Source organism: Clostridium fungisolvens (assembly GCF_014193895.1).
GTDB lineage: Bacteria > Bacillota > Clostridia > Clostridiales > Clostridiaceae > Clostridium_AR > Clostridium_AR fungisolvens.
Genome location: NZ_BLZR01000001.1, coordinates 1014910 through 1036390, shown reverse-complemented (window position 1 = coordinate 1036390; position 21481 = coordinate 1014910). Strand labels below are relative to the sequence as shown.

The 21481-nt window shown below is 31.3% G+C and carries 18 protein-coding genes and 2 riboswitches; of the genes, 6 read left to right on the top strand and 12 right to left on the bottom strand.

The annotated features are described in order from the left end of the window. Nucleotides 1–836 precede the first annotated feature (836 nt). Both bsdtw1_RS04040 and cax read right to left on the bottom strand, forming a co-directional pair. On the bottom strand, nucleotides 837–1142 hold the full coding sequence (locus bsdtw1_RS04040) for a hypothetical protein (protein WP_183276320.1): 306 nt from the start codon (nucleotides 1140–1142) through the stop codon (nucleotides 837–839). Nucleotides 1143–1277: 135 nt separating this feature from the next. After that, nucleotides 1278–2327: a calcium/proton exchanger gene (gene cax / locus bsdtw1_RS04035; protein ID WP_183276319.1), complete on the bottom strand. Its 1050-nt coding sequence runs from the start codon at nucleotides 2325–2327 to the stop codon at nucleotides 1278–1280. Nucleotides 2328–2542: 215 nt separating this feature from the next. Between cax and bsdtw1_RS04030 the strand changes: the two genes are divergently transcribed. Further along, complete coding sequence (locus bsdtw1_RS04030) at nucleotides 2543–2854, top strand: hypothetical protein (RefSeq protein WP_183276318.1); 312 nt, start codon at nucleotides 2543–2545, stop codon at nucleotides 2852–2854. 143 nt (nucleotides 2855–2997) lie between these two features. Then, nucleotides 2998–4074, top strand: coding sequence for a lactonase family protein (locus bsdtw1_RS04025; RefSeq protein WP_183276317.1), 1077 nt, complete (start codon nucleotides 2998–3000; stop codon nucleotides 4072–4074). A gap of 375 nt (nucleotides 4075–4449) precedes the next feature. Here bsdtw1_RS04025 and bsdtw1_RS04020 read toward each other — a convergent pair whose 3' ends face one another. After that, nucleotides 4450–4827: a hypothetical protein gene (locus tag bsdtw1_RS04020; protein ID WP_183276316.1), complete on the bottom strand. Its 378-nt coding sequence runs from the start codon at nucleotides 4825–4827 to the stop codon at nucleotides 4450–4452. A gap of 306 nt (nucleotides 4828–5133) precedes the next feature. Here bsdtw1_RS04020 and aspD point away from each other — a divergent pair, with 306 nt between their 5' ends. Then, on the top strand, nucleotides 5134–6771 hold the full coding sequence (aspD, locus tag bsdtw1_RS04015; RefSeq protein WP_183276315.1) for an aspartate 4-decarboxylase: 1638 nt from the start codon (nucleotides 5134–5136) through the stop codon (nucleotides 6769–6771). A gap of 224 nt (nucleotides 6772–6995) precedes the next feature. Here the strand turns inward: aspD and bsdtw1_RS04010 are convergent, their stop codons facing one another. Next, nucleotides 6996–8288 (bottom strand): homocysteine synthase, encoded by a 1293-nt coding sequence (locus bsdtw1_RS04010; RefSeq protein ID WP_183276314.1) that lies wholly within the window; start codon nucleotides 8286–8288, stop codon nucleotides 6996–6998. A 201-nt stretch (nucleotides 8289–8489) separates the two neighbouring features. Beyond that, a riboswitch (SAM riboswitch) is annotated at nucleotides 8490–8606 on the bottom strand. A gap of 75 nt (nucleotides 8607–8681) precedes the next feature. Then, a riboswitch (SAM riboswitch) is annotated at nucleotides 8682–8783 on the bottom strand. Nucleotides 8784–9145: 362 nt separating this feature from the next. On the opposite strand from bsdtw1_RS04010, the gene bsdtw1_RS04005 reads away from it, so the two are divergent. From bsdtw1_RS04005 to bsdtw1_RS03995, 3 genes are read left to right on the top strand one after another with little or no spacing between them, the layout of a single operon-like run. Next, the gene (locus bsdtw1_RS04005; RefSeq protein ID WP_244638107.1) at nucleotides 9146–9319 is read left to right on the top strand and encodes a spore coat associated protein CotJA; all 174 of its coding nucleotides are present in this window, start codon (nucleotides 9146–9148) and stop codon (nucleotides 9317–9319) included. Next, nucleotides 9319–9573, top strand: a complete 255-nt coding sequence (locus tag bsdtw1_RS04000) for a spore coat protein CotJB (protein WP_183276313.1) — start codon at nucleotides 9319–9321, stop codon at nucleotides 9571–9573. Before bsdtw1_RS04005 ends, bsdtw1_RS04000 begins: the two co-directional genes overlap by 1 nt. A gap of 19 nt (nucleotides 9574–9592) precedes the next feature. Then, nucleotides 9593–10153: a manganese catalase family protein gene (locus bsdtw1_RS03995; RefSeq protein WP_183276312.1), complete on the top strand. Its 561-nt coding sequence runs from the start codon at nucleotides 9593–9595 to the stop codon at nucleotides 10151–10153. Between the two features lie 145 nt (nucleotides 10154–10298). On the opposite strand, the gene bsdtw1_RS03990 is transcribed toward bsdtw1_RS03995, so the two are convergent. The 8 genes from bsdtw1_RS03990 to bsdtw1_RS03955 all read right to left on the bottom strand — a co-directional run bounded on the left by bsdtw1_RS03990 (nucleotide 10299) and on the right by bsdtw1_RS03955 (nucleotide 21399). Continuing rightward, nucleotides 10299–11663: a glycoside hydrolase family 64 protein gene (locus bsdtw1_RS03990; protein ID WP_183276311.1), complete on the bottom strand. Its 1365-nt coding sequence runs from the start codon at nucleotides 11661–11663 to the stop codon at nucleotides 10299–10301. Nucleotides 11664–12677: 1014 nt separating this feature from the next. Next, nucleotides 12678–12890: a hypothetical protein gene (locus bsdtw1_RS03985; protein ID WP_183276310.1), complete on the bottom strand. Its 213-nt coding sequence runs from the start codon at nucleotides 12888–12890 to the stop codon at nucleotides 12678–12680. A gap of 12 nt (nucleotides 12891–12902) precedes the next feature. Beyond that, nucleotides 12903–13046, bottom strand: a complete 144-nt coding sequence (locus tag bsdtw1_RS03980; RefSeq protein ID WP_183276309.1) for a hypothetical protein — start codon at nucleotides 13044–13046, stop codon at nucleotides 12903–12905. A 213-nt stretch (nucleotides 13047–13259) separates the two neighbouring features. Continuing rightward, nucleotides 13260–15887, bottom strand: a complete 2628-nt coding sequence (locus tag bsdtw1_RS03975) for a cation-translocating P-type ATPase (RefSeq protein WP_183279729.1) — start codon at nucleotides 15885–15887, stop codon at nucleotides 13260–13262. A gap of 605 nt (nucleotides 15888–16492) precedes the next feature. Continuing rightward, nucleotides 16493–17299, bottom strand: a complete 807-nt coding sequence (locus tag bsdtw1_RS03970; protein WP_183276308.1) for a RelA/SpoT domain-containing protein — start codon at nucleotides 17297–17299, stop codon at nucleotides 16493–16495. 238 nt (nucleotides 17300–17537) lie between these two features. Continuing rightward, nucleotides 17538–18803: a Ger(x)C family spore germination protein gene (locus tag bsdtw1_RS03965; RefSeq protein ID WP_183276307.1), complete on the bottom strand. Its 1266-nt coding sequence runs from the start codon at nucleotides 18801–18803 to the stop codon at nucleotides 17538–17540. Next, on the bottom strand, nucleotides 18796–19893 hold the full coding sequence (locus bsdtw1_RS03960) for a GerAB/ArcD/ProY family transporter (RefSeq protein WP_183276306.1): 1098 nt from the start codon (nucleotides 19891–19893) through the stop codon (nucleotides 18796–18798). The genes bsdtw1_RS03965 and bsdtw1_RS03960 overlap by 8 nt, the downstream gene beginning before the upstream one ends. Further along, nucleotides 19894–21399 (bottom strand): spore germination protein, encoded by a 1506-nt coding sequence (locus tag bsdtw1_RS03955; RefSeq protein ID WP_183276305.1) that lies wholly within the window; start codon nucleotides 21397–21399, stop codon nucleotides 19894–19896. Nucleotides 21400–21481 lie beyond the last annotated feature (82 nt).

Below are 21481 nucleotides of genomic sequence, written 5' to 3'. Positions count from 1 at the left end.
TAAGCCTTGAACATACTTTTCTAATTATGGTACATCTTTAGTTTTGTTAAGTATTATAATACACATTAATCCTGTTTTCAATGTACTGTTTTATCCAGGTATTTCTCTACGAAGTTAATCGAAACATTATTGGCAATATCGCTTCTTTTCCACTATTACTAGCTTTTTTAATATGCCTTTGAAATTAATTGGTTATACAGGAGACGCTCTATGCGCGAGCTATTAGAATTAAATGATTTTTGTAAGTGAAACAGCGTTAATAAATTTTATTGTCCGAACGAAGTGAGTTATACAGTTTTAGCTATTTTACTTTGAGATAATTAAAAATACTAACATTATTTTATATTATTTTAGAAATTAAGGTGCTTATACTAGAGATGCTATATGAGTAAGTGATTAGAATTAAACAACTTTTGGAGATAAAATAGCGTTAAGAAATTTTATTGTCCGAACGCAGTGAGTTATAAAATTTTAGCCATTTTATCAGAAAAAGTTGTATTAATTCTTCACGAAACTCATCAAAGCATCGGAAGTATGAGCACCTTAATTTCAGTTAATATGAAAAAACCAGCATATCTGCTGGTTTGTTTACTCTTTAATAAAAGTAAAACTATTAGTTTATAAACGATTACTTTTTCTTTGGATTTTTCTTAGTATCTTGCTTCTTACCGTTATTTTTTGTTGAACCACTCTTGCTCTTTCCCTTATCAGGCATAATATCTCCCCCTGGCACACAAATATTTATTAATAATTCAAGTTGTTTATCTATATGTTCCAGAGGATAGAATTATTACTCTGATGTTAGAGTTTTATTTTTAGGCTATGTTTAACAACACCTATTTTTTGCATTTACTTTCTATGCCTTCATAGAGGTATCTAAGATACTCTGTATCTGTATTACTTTCCTCTAACTTTTCTATTCTACTTTTAGCTTTATCAAGACTTTCTCTTGCCTCATCCCAATCTTTGTCCTTTATACATGAACTTGAATATTGCAAAAGATAATCTATTTTCAAAACTAGCTCAGCAAGCTCTTCATTGCCATCATTAACCAAATCAACTAAGATTGAGTATATCTTTGGAGATGCTTTTGTTTTTGCAGTATTCAAAAAATCATTGTTTCTAGCATTTACTTTTGCCATTTCTATCACCTCTTTAGTTCTATTTTAAGTTTATTCTATAAATAAGTACATCACTTACTTTTTCTCTATATAGTATTTTAACACTAAAGTGGTATACCTCAAGATATACCACTTTATAAGCTAATCTATATTTTATTATCCCACTATAAAACATGCCACTGCAACTATTAAGTACACACTCATCAATTGAAGTCCTTCAAGCCAGTTAGACTCTCCATCATAAGCAACCTTATTTGCAATTATAACGGCTAACACTAGAGAAATCAATTCATATTTATTGAAAATTAAAGCCATAGGTGTGAATACTAAGCTCAATAGTACTAACACCGGAGCGACAAAAAGGATTATTTGTAGGCTTGATCCGATAGCTATCTCTACTGATATATCCATCTTGTTCTTTAGAGCCGTAACTATAGCAGTTGAATGCTCCGCTGCATTTCCTATTATAGGAAGTATTATAAGTCCAACAAATAAATTACTTAAATGTAGTTGTTCCGTCATCGGTTCTATACTTGATACAAGAAACTCACTTTCAAAAGCAACAAATATAGTTGCAACTACCAATACCATTATGCTTTTTTTCTTGCTCCATTTTCCTGTAAGAGCTTCATGCTCAGTTCCAAATATATCTTTGTGTGTAAAAAACGAAAAGTACAAACTGCTTATATATATAAGCAGCATTATAACTGCTATTAAAACACTGAGATTCTCATATTTCATAGGATTAACATCAGCTACAGTTATATTATCTGTAAATGCTGCAGGTATTATTACGCCTATTATTGCGAAGGTAAGCATACTCAATGAAAAATTAATACTGTTTTTGGAGAATTTTTGCACCTTAAACTTAGTTCCTCCAATAAACATGCTTGCTCCAAGTACCAGTAAAATATTTCCTATTATTGATCCTGCGATAGATGCTTTAACTACTTCTAACAATCCTGCCTTAAGCGAAAATATAGCAAGTATTAACTCAGTAGCATTTCCAAAAGTAGCATTTAGAAATCCTCCCAGTCTTGATCCAAGATATACCGACAACTCCTCTGTTGCCTCTCCCATAAGTCCAGCTAGCGGTATTATTGCTAAGGCTGTAAATATAAAAGTTAGTATTGGACTTAGATGAAAAACTTCTTTTGATAAAAAAGAAATTGGTATAAAAATAAGCAAATAATATAATTTATTCATAAATCCCCCTAAAAAAAATATGATACCAATCTATATTTATATTTATATTGAACAATTTACCAAATTACCTTACTAATTGCAATAAAAATTGCAATTATATTATATAATTCCACACTGATAGCTGAATTAATCAAATATTATATATTTGTTTAAAAATTACTTTATAAAGCAATAATAAATATAGATAAGTTATAGATATAGAAAGGAATTTTATTATGAGTATGGATAATAACTTAAAATGTCAAAAGTGCTCTAGCAATAATTTAGAAATTAAACGTGAAGCTACATATGTTTATACATACGATATAAGCAGTTCAAGTTCTGATAGATCAATTAGAAGAGCAGAAGAAACACCTTTTATGTTTGATGATAGAAAAAAAGTTAAAGAAAAAGACTTTCTACACTGTAAAAATTGTGGAACAATATACGAATTTTCTGTAGATGATATTAGTGATAATGTGGAATTCACTATAGTACAAAAGGCCATTCGCTCAGATTATCAAGAAACTCCAGAATTTTTAGGATAAATTTTCTGTTTTAGAAAATAGGTAGAGTAAATAATACATTTACCTACCTATTTATACTAAGGTATAATTTAACTAAAACAATTTATTATAAATTCTTAATAATCTCATAATCTATATTGAGATAACATTTGGAGGTTAATTGCATGAGTATAAACAATGATAAGTCACTAGTTTATGTAGGCACGTACACATATGGTGATAGTAAAGGAATATATTCCTTTGAATTCGATCATAAAAATCATCAAATAAGCAATCTACAGCCAGTTGCTACACTTGCACACCCTACATACGTCATTACTTGCAAAGAAAGAAATCTATTATACGCTGTGTTGAAACAACAAGATTTCGGTGGAGTTAGAGCTTTCAAGATGAACAATGATGCTACTCTTACTGAATTAAATACTTTTTTGGATGAAGGAAAATCCCCTTGTCATCTTTCCTTTGATAACGACTATAAATATGTCTTTGCTGGAAATTATCATGAAGCTACTATAACAGTACTTCCTATAAAAGAGGACGGTACTCTCTCAACCCCTACATCAGTTATCAAACATACTGGGGATGGCTCTGGGATAGTTGCTGATCGTCAAGAAAAACCTCATGTTCATTATTGCTATCTTACTCCTAGTGAAAAACATCTAGCAGTTGTTGATCTTGGAAGAGACACTATAACCTTTTATCCATTTGATAAAAATACTGGTGTATTGGACGAGCACAACAAAAAAGTTATACAATCGGAACCTGGTTCTGGTCCACGTCATCTAATATTTCACAAGGAATTTAACTTCTTTTATGTTATAAATGAACTTAATGCTAATGTGGATGTATACAGCTATGAAGATAATGAACTAGTTATAACAAAGCTACAGACAATTAACTCTCTTCCAAAAGATTACGAAGGACATAATCTTGGTGCAGCAATAAGAATTTGTCCTAATGGAAAGTTTTTATATACTTCAAATAGAGGTAGCGACACCATCTCTATTTTTGCAATTGATGGCCGCTCAGGCTTACTTACTTTTGTTGATTATATATCAACCTTTGGAGAAGGCCCAAGAGATTTTTCCTTTGATCCAAGTGGAAATTTCTTAATAGCAGCTAATCAAAACACAAATTCAATAATTTTATATAAATCAAACGCTGATACTGGCTTATTAGAAAAGCTTGAATGTGATTTAAGTGTGCCTAATCCAGTTTGTATATCGATAATAAACAACTAATTTTTGACCATTCATAGGGTTCCAACTTAAACTAAAGAGTTCCTATATCGAAACTTAATTTATACTTGTTCGAAAATCCCGGTTTCTGGGGATTTTCGGGCATGTATAAATTAATAGTTGAATTAGGAACTCTATAAAGATGAACCACTTCAATCCGAAATATATTTTCAAAACTCCTCTATTTTCTTAGAGGAGAATTTGAAAATATAAATTTAGTTATGAAGTGGTTCATCTATATTAATTTATACCTTTAGAATTTTCTATCAGATATAAATTGAGTTTTAGTAAAGGAACCTTTTATTTATAGGGCTTGTTTAGGAGAATTATTGAAATTAATTGCTTATACTGGAGATGCTATATGAGTGAGCTATTAGACTATAGTAAATCAATATAATTATTATTCAATAAAAACTTTACTATTTCATACAGCGCATCACAATAAGTTTCTTGCAGACCGGATTTTGCTTCAATTACTTCTCCGTTATTATTTTTCAAACTTACAACAACTTCATACTGTTGATTATTTAGAGTAGGCGCTGGAAACTGTCCAGTATAATCCTGAATAATTTCGATAAGCTCTCCTACTTTTACGTCATATCCATATTTCAAAAGCAAATCATCTTCATGCTTATCATCTCTTTTGTATTCATCTGCTAAGTACTCTCTTGTAAGTCCTGTGACTAAGGAAAGAAGCTTTATCCTATCGTCATAACCAATTTCTTTTAACTGTTTTCCTATTAAATGTTGTTTCATACTAAAAGCACCACCTTAAATTTATATTATTCTTCTTATTATTCTTATTATTTACCTTATATAATTTTTTTGCAATTAAAATTTTCATAATTTTCCGAATAATATATATACTTATCAAGCTTTACAAATACCTTAATAATCATATAAAAAATCTGCCACTTACATTTAATAAATAATATTTATATTTATCGGTAATTATAAACATAGAGATTTTTAGACTTTTAGTTACTCAAAAGGTCGAAGTGAACCATCTATAAAAGTGCATATGAATATATAAAAATCACAGAAAAATTAGAGGTGATATACATGGATAATTTTAATGTACAAAGAGAGGAACTAGAAAGAATTTATGGAAAAATTAGTCCTTTTGAATTTAAAAACAGACTTATCAGCTTAGCAAACGGACAAAAGGAAAAAAGTGCTCATACACTATTAGATGCAGGAAGAGGTAATCCAAACTGGACTGCTGCTACTCCTAGAGAAGCATTTTTCACCTTTGGATTATTTGCTGTTCAAGAAACAAGAAATACTTGGTGTGAAGGTGATCTAGCTGGAATGCCTAGACGTCAAGGAATTGCAGATCGTTTTTACAATTATGTAAAATCTAATTCAACCTTACCAGGAATAGATCTATTAAAACGAATTATAGATTATGGCATAGTTGAAAAAGGATTTGATCCAGATAGCTGGGTTCAAGAACTTGCTGATGGAATAATAGGTGATAACTACCCTTCACCAGACAGAATGCTTGTTCATATTGAACAGATTGTTAACTCCTATTTAGTTCAAGAGATGTGTTATAATAAGCCACCAGAAGGCATATTTAACATCTTCGCTGTAGAAGGTGCGACTGCTGCTATGTGTTATATATTTGATTCTCTTATAGCAAATGAACTGTTGGCAAGAGGTGATAAAATAGCTTTAATGACACCGATCTTTACTCCATATTTGGAGATTCCACTTTTGCCTAGATATAATTTTGAGGTTATTAAAATAAGAGCTACAGAACTTACTGAAGACGGCACACATACATGGCAATACCCTAAGGATGAACTAGAAAAACTGAAAGATAAATCCATAAAAGCCTTGTTTGTAGTTAACCCTAGTAACCCACCTTCAGTGGCTATTAAAAATGAATCAGTTAAAGTGATAATGGACATTGTGAATAATCATAATCCTAATCTTATGATTATATCTGATGATGTATATAGTACTTTTGTTCCTAAATTCCGTTCATTAATGGCTGACTTGCCTTATAACACCATTGGTGTTTATTCGTTTTCTAAATATTTTGGAGTAACTGGCTGGAGGCTAGGAACCATAGCATTACATGAAAGAAATGTTTTTGATAAGCTATTAAGAATGCATCCAGAATTTATAAAAGAAGAACTTAGACAAAGATACGGAGATTTATCTTCTGATCCAGATAATGTCCTATTCATTGACAGAATAGTTGCTGACAGTAGGCAAGTGGCACTGAATCATACAGCTGGGCTTTCTACACCTCAACAGGTTCAAATGGCATTTTTCTGTGCATTTTCCTTGTTAGATGATAAAAATGTGTATAAACAACAAACAATTGATATATGCCACAGACGCCAAAAACTACTTTTTGATGGCTTAGGTCTTGACCTTAGAAAAGATCCTTATGATGCTGCCTATTACACAGAATTCGATTTATTAGAGTGGGCTTGTCATTATTACGGAGATGAGTTTGCCGAATACCTTCAAAAAAATCATAAACCAATAGATATTTTGTTCCGTTTAGCTGAAGAATCTTCTATAGTACTTTTAAGTGGAAGTGGCTTTCACGGTCCTGAATGGTCCATTAGAATTTCACTTGCTAATCTAAGCGATGAGTCTTACTCACGAATAGGTGAAGTACTACACAAAGTTTTAGATGAATACGTACATTCATGGCAACATTCATTTTCACATGTGTAGAATCAATCTTTAAAATAAATTAACCTATTGATGCTTAAGGTGTAGTTTCTTATCATCAATAGGTTAATTCCATACCACTTCTAGTCCTCAAATACATTTGACTCCCCTCATATCTAAGGAACGAATTTTTAAAAAATTCTTCAAGAAGTAATACATTTATATAAGATTAATATCTTAGGAGGCAAAATTATTTATCTATAATTAATGTTGATCTTGAAATTATGCTATTTAACTATCTTATTTAAGGCTTGGTCTAAATCATATATTAAATCATCTGCATCTTCAATTCCGATAGATAACCTTATTAGATCTGGAGTTACTCCTGCAGAAAATTGTTGTTCTTCATTTAATTGAGCATGTGTTGTACTAGCTGGATGTATTACTAATGATTTAGCATCTGCAACATTTGCAAGATGTGAGAAGATTTTAAGACTTTCAATAAAAATCTTTCCTTCTTCAGTTCCACCTTTTATACCAAAAGTAAATATTGACCCTGCTCCCTTAGGGAAGTACTTTTTAGCAAGCTCATTATATTTGTTTCCTTCTAATCCTGGATAGCTAACCCAAGAAACTAGAGGATGTTTGCTTAAAAATTCTACTATCTTCTTAGTATTAGAAACATGTCTTTCAACTCTTAAAGATAATGTTTCAAGTCCTTGAATGAATAAGAAAGAGTTAAATGGGCTTATTGCAGCTCCAGTATCTCTCAACAATTGAACCCTAGCTTTAGTAACATAAGCAGCAGCTCCTACATCTTGTGCGAACCTTATACCATGATAGCTTTCGTCCGGCTCTGTAAGACCTTTAAATTTCCCACTTGCTACCCAATCAAACTTTCCAGCATCTATTATTACTCCTCCGATTGAAGTTCCATGTCCACCTATAAACTTAGTAGCAGAATGTACTACTATATCAGCTCCAAACTCGATTGGTCTTATTAGATATGGTGTACCAAAAGTATTATCAACGATTAGTGGAATTCCATTTTCATGAGCAACAGCTGCAACAGCTTCTATATCAACAAGGTTTATTCCAGGGTTACCTATACTTTCAATATAAAGTGCTTTTGTTTTTTCTGTAATCGCATTTCTAAAGTTTTCTGGATCATCTGGATTTACAAACACTGTCTTTATACCATATCTAGGAAGGGTAGCTCCAAATAAATTGTATGTTCCTCCGTATAATGTACTAGCCGCAACTATTTCATCACCTGCTTCAGCAATGTTTATAATAGCATATGTTATAGCCGCTGAACCTGATGCAACTGCAAGTGCTGCTATTCCACCCTCTAGTGCTGCTATTCTCTTTTCAAAAACATCTGTAGTTGGATTCATTATTCTAGTATATATATTTCCAGTTTCTTTTAATCCAAACAGATTAGCCCCATGTTCAACACTGTTAAATACATATGATGTTGTCTGATATATTGGAACTGCTCTTGATCCTGTTGTTGGATCTGCTTCTTGACCTGCATGTACCTGTAATGTATCAAATTTTAAACTTCTTTCTTCACTCATATTAATCTCTCCTCATTCTAAATGATTTATTTTCTATAATGACAAATACTAAATTTCAATTAAATAATTGTTTTGTATATATTAAAATCAAATAATTTCATTAATATTGGCTCTTTAATTCCTAGAGAATAAAACAAAAATACCTCCTTTCTCAAAAATGTATGACGAAAGAAGGTATAATTAACCACAAAACTCTACCATCTCTCATCTTTCTTTAGGTAATGATCCTAAAGCAGGATTTGGCACCTTTTCAGATAAATGGATCTGAAGGTTGCCGAGGTTTCGTAGGGCCAGTCCCTCAACCTCTCTTGATAAGAAATATTAAATATTTAATTATTATATCATGTAAAATAAAAAACCTCTTTACTGAGAAAGAGGTATGATAAACACACATACTTATCTCTCAGCTAACGCTGTTGGACTTAGCACCATGTATAATGAAATACTGGTTGCTGGGCTTCACAGGGCCTATCCCTCCACCACTCTCGATAAGATCTTTATTTAGTTTCAATTGCTTGTTCTTATTATAATTACTAAAAAATAGGTTGTCAACAATAATTTTCATATTTTTTTATTTAAGTTTTAGTCAAGGATACAATACTTCGATTATTAAACTACTTTCAAAACTCTGCTAGATTCTAAGCATAGAATTTGAAAATATAAAATCTGTTATGAAGTGAAGCATCGATTGGATAACTATTTAACTTCAACATGAAATACTCTACGGAGCTATTAATTATAATTATATGCTTTTCAGAATTTAAATAGAATTAAAAAGCTGTGTCATTATGCTCTAAAGATACATACTTATATAATACAGAGCCGAATTTAAAAATTTAATTACTGGAGGATATCTTATGAGTGACGTATTTAAGATGAAAGATGAGCTTAAGCTAGACTATGCAGAAGCTTATGTATTACCTCAACCATTTAAAGATCTATATGATATAAAGACCGCTTTTGGACGTGGCACTATATTCAATGATTTATATAGACCTTATGAAAAGAAGAAACATGGGAGGGAGTACTAATGGAACAAAAGAAATTACTTTGCATGATTCAACAAGTAGGCTTCTACTTAGTAGATCTTAGTCTTTACCTAGATACTCATCCTGATTGTAAAGATGCTTTAGAACGATTGAATTACCTTTCTGTAAAACTTAAAGCACTAAGAAAAGAATATGTATCAAACTATGGTCCTCTAACCAACTTTGGTCTTGAACCAGCTGAATGCTGGGATCAATGGGTTTCAGAACCATGGCCATGGGAAAGAGAAGCAAATTAAATTAATGGAGGAATAATGAATGTGGTATTATGAAAAAAGATTAGAATATCCCGTAGATATTAAAACCCCTGATTTGAAGACAGCAAAGATTATTATGACTCAATTAGGTGGTCCTGATGGCGAACTTAGTGCTTCTATCAGATACTTAAGCCAAAGATATACAATGCCTACTGGGAAAACAAAAGGATTGTTAACTGATATCGGAACTGAAGAATTGGCTCATTTAGAAATCGTTTCTTCAATGATTTATCAACTTACTAGAAAGGCTACCCCAGAAGAAATAAAAGCTGAAGGTTTTGATTCTTACTATGTTGTACATGGCACAGCTGCCTACCCTTCTGATCCAAATGGTATTCCATGGACTGGCGCATATATACAAGCAACTACTGATCCAATAGCTGACTTACATGAAGATATGGCTGCTGAGCAAAAAGCAAGAGCTGCTTATGAAAGATTAATTCAATTAATCGATGATAAAGACGTACTTGACGTACTATATTTCTTAAGAGAAAGAGAAGTTGTACACTTCCAAAGATTCGGGGAAGCATTAGTACAAGTTCAGGAGCACTGTAAAAAGTAGTGCGTATTTTGAGTATATAACGATATAGTAATCACTTAAAAAATATATTTTTATAGTTTTTATTTGAAAAAATAAAAATTGAAAAGGCTATTAGCATGATTTCTTTGCTAATAGCCTTTTCCAAATTTAATTTAATTGATTTATTTTACCAGCCAACTCTGATTATTAATCCTTTAGGATCTCCTACTTCAAGGTAAGCTGCTTGTTGATTAACATCATCATAACAGAAGCCATATGCAAGACTATTTATGCTGTGATCATGCCAGAATTTAGCATAGTAATTTGCTGGAGAAGCTTTATAGTATGCAGTTGGATTATTCCAATTTGCGGTATCAGTATATACATGTCTGTTTATTGCAGCACATATTTGAGGATTTTGTTGTAATCCATTTGTTCCTAGTAATATATCTTGTGTTGAATAGCTTGAATATCCTGCAAAGTAGTTAGCATTTGCTCCACCTACTGCAAATGAACCATGGATTGGGGCAACAATTCTATATGGTGCTTGAACTGTAGCTAAAGACTTAAATTCTGTTGGAACTTCACTTTGGTATTTTGTAAATATTCCTGATCTAGTTTCTGACTCTAGTTCACCAACAGTTTTATCATAGTTACCAGCTTTATTAACTAATCTGTGTTGGATTGGGAATCCAAAACCATCAACTCTTGTTGTATTTCCATGATATCCAGTATCATTTACTGTAAATTCGACAAAATCAAAATATACATCTCTATTTGGATCTGTAGTATTGTCTACGTTAGGACCTGCAAAACCTGTATCATAAGTCTTTATATAACATGGTGAACCAACGCTTAAGAACATTCTTCCTGATGTTATCTTAGGCATTTGTACCCAGTTTGCTTCACTTACTTTGTGATAAATATTAGCATAATTAACGCCGTTCTTTGTTAAGTGACCTGTAGCATCATTTAATGCATTTGATATTGGTACTAAGTTACCATTCAAATCTAAGTAACACCATTTTCCTGTAGCAGGGTTTATTCCTAATACACCCCAATATATATTACTATCTGCATATGCTCCATTTGTTCCATTCATAACCTTAACATTAACTGCACCACTTACAGTCGGTGTTGGTATTGAAGAAGCTGCAATTGAGTATATTGAACCACTTGTTGTAGGAGGATTAGTAGTACCTGATCCTACGGTATAGTCAACCCATGCTGTATCATATGCTGGTGTCCCATTGTTGTAAGTAAATGCATAAGATATAACATTTCCTGATGCAACTGTGACGTTTTGCTCATATCTGCCTGCTGCGCTGTTATAAGTCATTCTAAAGTTTTGTTGAGTTCCTGAATTTATCTTATAGTGTACATCTACCCATGTAGTACTTACATTCGACTTGAACCAAATAGTAGCAGTGGTTCCTGATACACTTACACCGCTTGTATAATCTGCTGCCTTAGCACTCACACCAGATAAAAATAATCCCATGAAAAGTAGAACAGTAAATATTGATACTGTTTTATAAATCTTTTTGAACATTCATTTTACCTCCTAATAAATATAAAAATTATTTTAGTTAGCAATTTTAATAGCAAAATAAAGCTGCTTAATAAAAAAGGTTAAAATTTAATGAATTATTTAAAGCTTTCTTCACCTCCTCAGGCGTACTAAACCATTTATAAAATATAGATATTTCATTTCTAGTTATAATGGCTAAATATTATGCTCAGTTGTGTAATCGTTTAGATTGGCAGATAGATTTGACTTCATAGTATAAAATGTTGAAATGACATACCTATTGGTTTGTTTTGTTTTGGAATATTATTTTAAGAATTTTTGAAAGAATATTTATGACTGTATCATGTATTTTTATTAAATATACATGATAATTTTAGAAGTTTTGATTTGAATAATTTATAGAAATTATATTAGATATCGAATATCTTTAGTTATTTAAGATACAAATTGTACAAGTTATCAATAATAAGTATTATATATTATCACACAATTAAATACATATTAAGACGTGATTTGTTTCTTCATTTATCATTTAATTACTTTGATTACATATAAATGTTACCTTCATTTACTTACATTGTCAATATTCATTTCTAAATATTTTATTCTTTATTTATTTTTAAATTTTCATATAATTTAAAATGTATTTTTTCAAAATAATGCCAACTAAAATGTGAAACAATCAATATTGGGACATTAAAAAAGTCGCTGAAGCGACCTTTTTCAGCGACTTTTTTTGCGCATCTGCCTTTCCGAATTTATATGAGGAAACTTACAGGCGACATAAATTTTATTTTTTACTGTTTACTCTAAATAACTGTTCTAAGCTCTTGAAATTACTAGGTTTGGATAGCAAAAAATTTTGCACTTTCCTAGACAGTAAAAAATTAAGGCTCTGCAGACACAATGACTGCAAAGCCTTATTTATTATAAAAAACAATGTATGCCTGTCAGCTCCATTTCTCAGGTAACTGCTGCAACTTGTTTCCTACATTTATTTTATTAATAGTCCTTGATATTTGTTCCTAATTCTTCTTATCTTACAATGATCTTTTCTTTTAATTTTTCTATTACATATTCATCTGTTGAAGGCTCTTTCTCAGAATCATCCATTACTGCCATTAATGATTCATTTATTTCATCCTTAGTTATTAAATCTTTTTTTACTAAGACATCTACTAGAGCATCTACTTTATATGAGTAAGTACTTAACAAATCTGCTACTTTTTTTATTGCATTATCATCCATTTGCATCATCTCCTATTTTTCTTTTTTCTTACCTCTTACTGGTACAAACTCTGACAATGTATCATTTGGATCTATATATACGTAATCTCCGTATTCATTCTTTTTTAATCCTAAGGAAGCCATCTTTTTTCTTGTATTACTAATCTTAGTTCCCATTACTAGTTTACCTCCATTTCAAGATTAAATCCCTTTATTTCAAATTTAAAATTATTCTTCTTTTATAGGTTTACCATTTGATGCTTGTTTATACTGTATAAAAATCATCATTAATCCAAATTATTTTTTATATTTTTATTAATAATTAATTATAAAATTAAGGTGCTTCTCCATAACCTAAATAAAAAATTTTATGAGAGGCACCTTAATTTATTACAATCTCTCTCCTGCTGTACCACCTGATTTTACAAATAAAAGTTTATAAGTTTGAATTAATGCAAATGGTATTAATGCTAAACCGTAAACCCAAGCATATTGAGAAATACTAAGAGGTACTACTTCAAATACTCCCATTATAGGCTTAAAAGTAAGAACAAAAGTAAGTAATACCACACCTAATATAACTGCATACCATACAAAGGGATTTGCAAACACACCAATTTTAAATATTGATTGTTTCGCTCTGCAGTTAAAACCATGGAATAATCTTGAAAGACATAGTGTTGCGAACGCCATAACTGTAGCTACTGAGTGATCTCCAGTTGAAAGTCCTATATGAAATGAAATCATTGTAACTACCGCTATAATCAAACCTTCTACAAGAACTTCTAACCCAAACTCTTTACTTAATATTGGAACATTAATATTTCTAGGCTTTTGTTTCATTATATTTTTATTATGAGGTTCAAGTCCTATAGCTATAGCAGGTAAACTATCTGTTAGTAAGTTAATGAATAATAAATGCACTGGAGCAAATGGTATCGGCAGTGCAAATAGTGTTGCATAAAGTACCGATAAGATTCCTGCTGTATTTCCTGATAATAAGAATTTTATTGAATTTTTTATATTTTCATATATGCTTCTGCCATTAGATATCGATTTTACTATGGTTGAAAAATTATCATCAGCTAGCACCATAGCTGCGGCATCCTTTGCAACCTCAGTACCTGTTATTCCCATTGCTATACCTACATCTGCTTGTTTTAAAGCTGGACCATCATTTACTCCATCACCTGTCATAGCAACTATGTTTCCTTTTTCTTGCCAAGCTCTTACTATTCTAATCTTGTGTTCTGGAGATACTCTAGCATATACGGATATACTTTCAACCTTTTCTCTAAGTTCTTCATCTGAAAGCTTTTCTAATTCATAGCCTTCCATAGCTTCAGATTCATCTTTTAAAATACCAATTTGCTTTGCTATTGCTGAAGCTGTTATCTTGTGATCTCCAGTTATCATAACAGGCTTAATGCCGGCACTAATACAATCAGCAACAGCTTTCATCGATTCTTCTCTTGGTGGGTCCATCATAGATATAAGTCCTAGGAATATTAAATCTTTTTCGTCTTCTACCCATATATTTTTTTTATCAGTAATCTCTTTGTATCCAAAAGAAAGAACTCTCAACCCTCTTGAAGAAAAATCCTTATTAATTTTTTCTATCTCTTTTTTATGATCATCTGTTAATGTTTCTTTTCCTCTTGAGGTTTCTATCATTGTAGCTCTTGATAAAAGTACATCAAGTGCACCTTTGGTCACCATCATCTTCATATCATTAACTTCATTTAAAGTACTCATAAGCTTTCTATCTGAGTCAAACGGGACTTCCGCAATTCTCTTATACTTGTCTCTTATTTCTAACTCATCAAATCCATATATCTCACCGAAATTAACTAAAGCAACCTCTGTAGGATCACCAATTTCTTTATTCTCAATAGTCACCGCATCATTACAAAGCAAAGAACTTAAAACCAGCTTTTTTTGTAATTCATTTTCATTATTAAGCTTATCTTTTTCCATTACTCTGTCATCCACATAAACATGTTGTACTGTCATCTTATTTTGAGTCAAGGTTCCTGTCTTATCAGAACATATTACCGATATACTTCCAAGACTCTCTACTGCATGAAGCTTTCTCATAATTGCGTTTTCTTTGGCCATCTTTTGAGTTCCGAGTGCTAAAACTATAGTAACAATAGAACTTAAAGCCTCAGGTATAGCAGCCACCGCCAATGAAACTGCAAACATAAAGGAGTCTATTATGCTGTTTCCTCTTATTACATTTAAAACTAAAATAACAGCTGAAATAGCAAGTATTACTATAGCTAGTTTTTTACCGAAGTTATCTAAGTTTACTTGAAGTGGTGTCTTTTTTTCCTTAGCATTTTGAAGTAGGTTTGCTATTCTACCTATTTCAGTGTTCATTCCTATATCAGTTACAAGTACCACTGCTCTACCATAGGTCACAAAGCTACCCGAAAACACCATATTTTTTCTATCACCTATAGCTACCTCTGTAGAATTTATTACCTCTGTATGCTTTAAAACACTTTCCGATTCTCCCGTAAGAGAACTTTCATTTACCTGCAAACTATAATTTTCTATTATCCTACCATCTGCACTTATATGATCACCTGCATCAAGATAAATAATATCTCCAACAACTATTTCTCTAGAAGGTATTTCAATTCTAGTGTTATTTCTTAGAACCTTTGCTATTGGAGATGACAATGCCTTCAAACTGCTTAGAGATCTCTCAGCTTTAATATGCTGAACTGTCCCAAGTATAGAGTTAATTATAACTACAACTAGGATAACTATAGCACTTTCTAGTTTACCTAAAAATGCTGATATTATTGCTGCTGCCAAAAGAATTATGACTAAAAAATCTTTAAATTGACTTAAAAACACACCTATTGCGCTTAACTTTTTACCTTCTTCTAATTCGTTATATCCATACTTTTCTCTTCTTTGAGTAACTTCATCATCTTTTAATCCACTTTTATTAACATCTAGAAGTTTCATCGAATCATCTATAGACTTGTTATAAAAAGTAATCATTGAATTACTCCCTTCGCTACTTACTTTAATCTTCCCATCCTTAATATTTTTGCTAATAATCAAAATATCAACCTCCAAAATAATTAGAATTAACGTAATATGATTCCTATAAATCCAAGCAAACTATAAAACATGCTCTGTTTAAATGTTATTTTAAATAAAAATAGCATTTATCAATTAGTAAATTTAACCAAATTAATTAGTTGCAACTTAAAAAATCGCTGAAGCGACTTTCTTCAGTGATTTTTTTGCGCATCTGCCTTTTCTGAACGTAGTGAAGAAATTCTGGCAGGCGACAAATTCTTATTTTTTATTCTTTAAATCACATTATCTTTTAAGTCGTTACTCATATCTATCTACAGATATAAATAAATTATAAGTTCCTAAAGAATAAAAAAAGACTCTATAGCTAGAATTATTCTAGCTATAGAGTCTCACTAAACAACATTGTTAGCAAAGCCGGGAAAAATCCGAATTGACGACCTTGCTCTTAATAGAATTCAATCTATTAAGAAGTTACTCCCTCTACAGGGTATGCATTACCTTTTATTAAGTTTGTTAATATTATATTACTAGGTATCTGCTCTTGTGTCAACCCTAATTTATTAACCTAGCTTCAATGTTTCTTTAAGAACTCTAATTTCTTCATCTTTTTTAGCCATCATTTCTTTATAGTCCGCTTCCATTTTGCACAAATTTTTATTTAGTAGATTTATCATTGACGCCATTTCATCAGCACTTCCTGAAATTCTATTAAAGAGTAACAGGTTAGATTCTAATATCTCTGGAATTTCTCTATGTGAATATCTTAATTGATGATCTATTTCTCCATAACCTTCTTCAAAGATAGTTCTCACCTGAATTTCAGCTATAACTTTTTGGCTTGTTGGGTAGAATTCTATAAGATAGTGAACAGATCTATAGCCTGATTTTCTAGACTTAATCTGAATATCAAGTTCTTCAAATCTTTTAGTGTCATCACCATCTCTTACATTTGCAGTAATCTCAATTACTTTCCAAGTGTCTAATATAAACCTGTGGATTTCTTCCCAATCCTGTTTAAATATATGTATTGCTCTAATTCCTATAAGATCATTTATTTCCTCTTTATAATTATCCACACTAAATTGAAAATCATCATTGTACTTATTTTTTCTATCTTCTGTCTTTCTAATAACTTTTTCTATAAGTCTTTCAGGATATTTAACTCTAGACTTAACTGAATGCACTTTGGGATGAGTTCTAAGTATATTTGCTATAAAATCCGCTTGACTTTCATATGTATCTTTAACTGATATATAATCGCTATAAATCTGCTCAAGAACTTCTGTATCAATGTTATTTTTCCTTATATCAGCTTCTGCAAAGGGATACTTTTCAAAAAACTGTTCTATATTTAGCTTGTTCATCATTAATTCTCTCATCCTTTTCTTATTTTAATCCACTCTTTTATTTTATTATAACCTAAATTAACTCAAATTCGTATTTTTATTATCTTAAACAACACAAGAACTGGAAGAATTAAAGTACAAACACTTAGGAAAAGCACAGAATACATCCCAAACTTGTTTTTTTGTCTACCTAAACTTATGGCATGCATTGATGTATAGTAAGTTATATATAGACACAATAACAGTATAATCCATTTCATTATTGAATATCATCCTCTTTCGACATTTCTTCTGGTGGCGCCAATTGCTTACCGAATCTCTTAATTTCAATATCAAAATTTATCTTTACATCAGATGCAGAATACTTATCAGGCCAATTATATGCTTTATACTCAGGATACGTAGAAAATTTCTTTCTCGCCTCTAATTCCCACAGAAAGGGTTCTGCTCCAAACTGATCCTTTGTCTTTCTTACTAAAACTTCAGCTTCATGAGTAAAGAAATCTTTTATTTGCTCCTTAAGAATACGTTGCAATTTAAAATCCTGTACATAATTAGTGAAGCTTGGTATTGACAATACTTCAATTATCAAAGGTACTTTTACAGTAATTGTAGGATTGTATTTTGACAAATCTATATTTACTTTAGTTTTTTCATGTTTAACCACTCTAATGGTAATTCTATATTCCTTCTTAATAGGATCAGGAATAGTAAATATCATTGTTTTTGTATCTGGTTTCCGTCTGAGTAAAGATATTATTCTTGTTTCCTGGCCAGTTAAACTTCCCACCATTTTTCCTGATTTAAACACTGCTGATCCAATTAATTGAGTTGGATTGCCTCCAATAATATCTACTTCTCCAGGCTTATAATTTGCTTCATATCCATTTTCTTCTTTAATAAAATCTTTTTTTGTAGTGCCGTATACAGCTATAAAAAGCCCCTTTCCCTCTTCTACCCTCTGCATAAATTTATTTAGTGTTGATACCGGTACTAATCCTGTTTCTTTCCACCTTTGAGTCATGAAATCATAAAATTTATTGACATGACTTTCAAGTTTAGGGTCATTACTTCTTATAAAATCTGCCGCTTTTTCTTTAGATATTATTAGATCGATTCCCCTTCGCAACTCTTTTTCACGTAAGGGTGATTCTATTATTTGAAAAAACTTATCTTCTTTTGCTAGCTTTTCACTTACTACTATTATCTTTGCATGAGATAAAGTTATTCTTCTAGCAACAGAAATATTAGCCAAATCCCTAGCACTAATTATATCTGGAGCATCAAATGTTACAATTTCAGTTTTGGGTTCATCTCCACCTCCACCACCTGCCTTCCCCGCAGTTCTTCCATAATTTGCATTCACCATTTGAAATGTGATACTTACATTATTATTTTTCCCTTCATCTAATCCAATTGCAGAAACAAAAGCCTGCTCTTCTATCTCTTTTTTATCATTGCACCCATAAAGAGATAATATTATGCTAAATATTAATAAAAATATAATAAATCTTTTCCTAGCCATCTGCTTTGTTCCTCCTAACTCTATCACAAATTAATAGTAAGATTGGGAACGTTAAGAAAAGTACCGAAGTAGCACGAATATTATATAGACGTATCACTTGTACTGTAATTACATGATTTTCAGGTATTAGCCCAAGCATAAAGGTTATTACTGCAAAGGCTGGAATCAGCGGTTCAACCTTTGTAGATTTAATTATTTGAGCAAATATTCCGGCTAATGTATAAAGATACATCGCATACCTAATAACAGCAATCATTACCCAAACAAGAAGGAAAAAGGCTTCAACATTGGTGAAAAACCTGCTTATCCCAATCATCCTTGTCAAGGTCTGAAAAGGATAATTAATTATTGTTACTGGCGGATAATCAAAACACATTAAATAGACTGCAAAATAGGTCATCATGATTGCTACTGACGCCAAAAATCCTATTATTGTAGAGATCTTAAACTCTTTAAAATTTCTTATCATTGGTCTAAAGGTCATAAAAAAAACAATCTCTGCTAATGTAGAACTTAGGAATATACCAGAAGTAAAAAGATTTTTTACTCCTGCCCCTTGAATCGGATATAAAAATCTAATATTCATTTCATTTTTAGATAAAATCAAGATACTAACTATACTTACAAGAAAGTAAGGTATTAATATTCTTCCTACTCTTCCAATACCTTTAAGCCCTAATAATGCAATCAAGGTGCTGGCAAGTATTAAGAAAAAGTACGATGTTATAATATTAGTGTTTGGAAAAAATAAAATTGTCAAGATACTACTATAACTTCGACTATTAGTAAATGCGAAAAACAAAAAAGTAATCAATATAAGTATTGAAAGTATAAATCCAAAAAATCTTCCGAGTAAAGCATATACTAACTCAATAAGCCCTTTCCCTTCATATTTTTTTAGTAAACTCATTATAATGGTTAAAGATAAGAACATAAATGCTCCAGAAATAAGAGGCGTTAACCACCCTGCAGTCATTCCTTCTTTTAAGTAAAGCGACGGCGTGCTATCAGTAATCTTAGAAATAAAAGTAATTAATATAATGGATAGATATTCTCTTACTCCAATTTTATCATCAGTTGCTTTGAACACTTATCCGTCACTCCTATCCTTAGCTCTAACTTCATCAATAGGCCTAGTTTCTAATGGTCTACGTATTAGCTTATGAATAATTGGTCTTAATACGGTGTCCTTAGATGATGGAAAATAAGGTGTATATGGTGAAAAGAAAGGTACTCCAAATGACTCTATGGTACTTAAATAAGCAAGTATCAATGGAATTAATAACCCAAGTCCATAAAATCCTGAAATTGCTGCAACAAATAGAAATATAAACCTTCCAATTCTAATTATGTAACTTAAATTCATTTCTGGAATAGCAAAAGAGGCCAATCCTGTTATGGAAACTACTATAACTAACACTGGACTAATTATATTGGCCTCAACTGCCGCTTGCCCCAATATAAGAGTTCCAACAATCCCAATAGTAGGTCCAACTGCCGTAGGTATTCTTACTCCCGCCTCCCTTATAAGTTCAAAAGAAACTTCCATAATCACTATTTCCAAAAATACAGGAAAGGGTAGCTTCTCTCTAGCAGAAATTGTGGCCATTACTAAATCAGCTGGCATCATTTCTGCATGAAATGTTGTTACTGCCATGTAAAATCCTGGAGTTACCAATGCAACAATACATGAAAACAATCTTATAACCCTAATAAAGTTACCGTATGCCCATCTTTGGTACATATCTTCTGATGTATGAAACAAAGTAAAAAAGGTGATAGGAACTACTGTCGCCATAGAACCATTATATGCGAATAAGGCTACATGGCCTTCCTTTAGAAATGACGCAACCCTGTCTGGTCTTTCAGTTGAAATTGTTGATGGAATTAAGCTATATGGTCTATCTTCTATGTATTGCTCTAGGATTGAAGTCTCATCTAAACTTTCTATCTCAATTTTGTTTATGCGAAGTTTAATTTCCTCTAAAAGCTTAGGATTAACAATATCATCTAAGTACATCAAAAATACTTTACTACTTCCTCTAACACCTACATCAACTACTTCAGTAATTAAATCTTTGTTCATTATATGTTTTCGAATAAGAGAAAAATTAACCTCTGTGGACTCAGTAAAAGATTCCTTTGGGCCTTTTAAAATATTTTCTATGGTAGGCTTTTCTACAGATCTATGCTCAAAGCTAGAAATCTTAATAGAGATCGCTTCTGAACATCCATCAATAAACATTATTACATTTCCTAAAGTTATCTCCTCAATGATATCTTTAAGCTTATTTACCTTACTCACTGATGAGCTATTTATTATATTTTTCATCAGAATGTCAAGGATATCATTACTGGAGGCCCCCTTAAACTCACTTTCCATTATAGGTTTTACTATATACATCTCTAGCCTATTAATATCCACTATACTATTTAAGAAAAATAAGGTTGCTTCTTTATTTAAAGATTTTATGTTTATCACTCGAAACTTAAAATCTATATTTTTCGGATAATGGAATTGGTTTTTCATCAATTCTACGTTTTCATTGTAATTGCTAGTAATACTTTTTTCGTTGTTTTCATTAGTATTATTCATTAGTTCTCACTTCCGTATATGAATATATGATCTCTAATATATAGATAAACTACTTCATATTTAAATCTCTAAAACAATGATT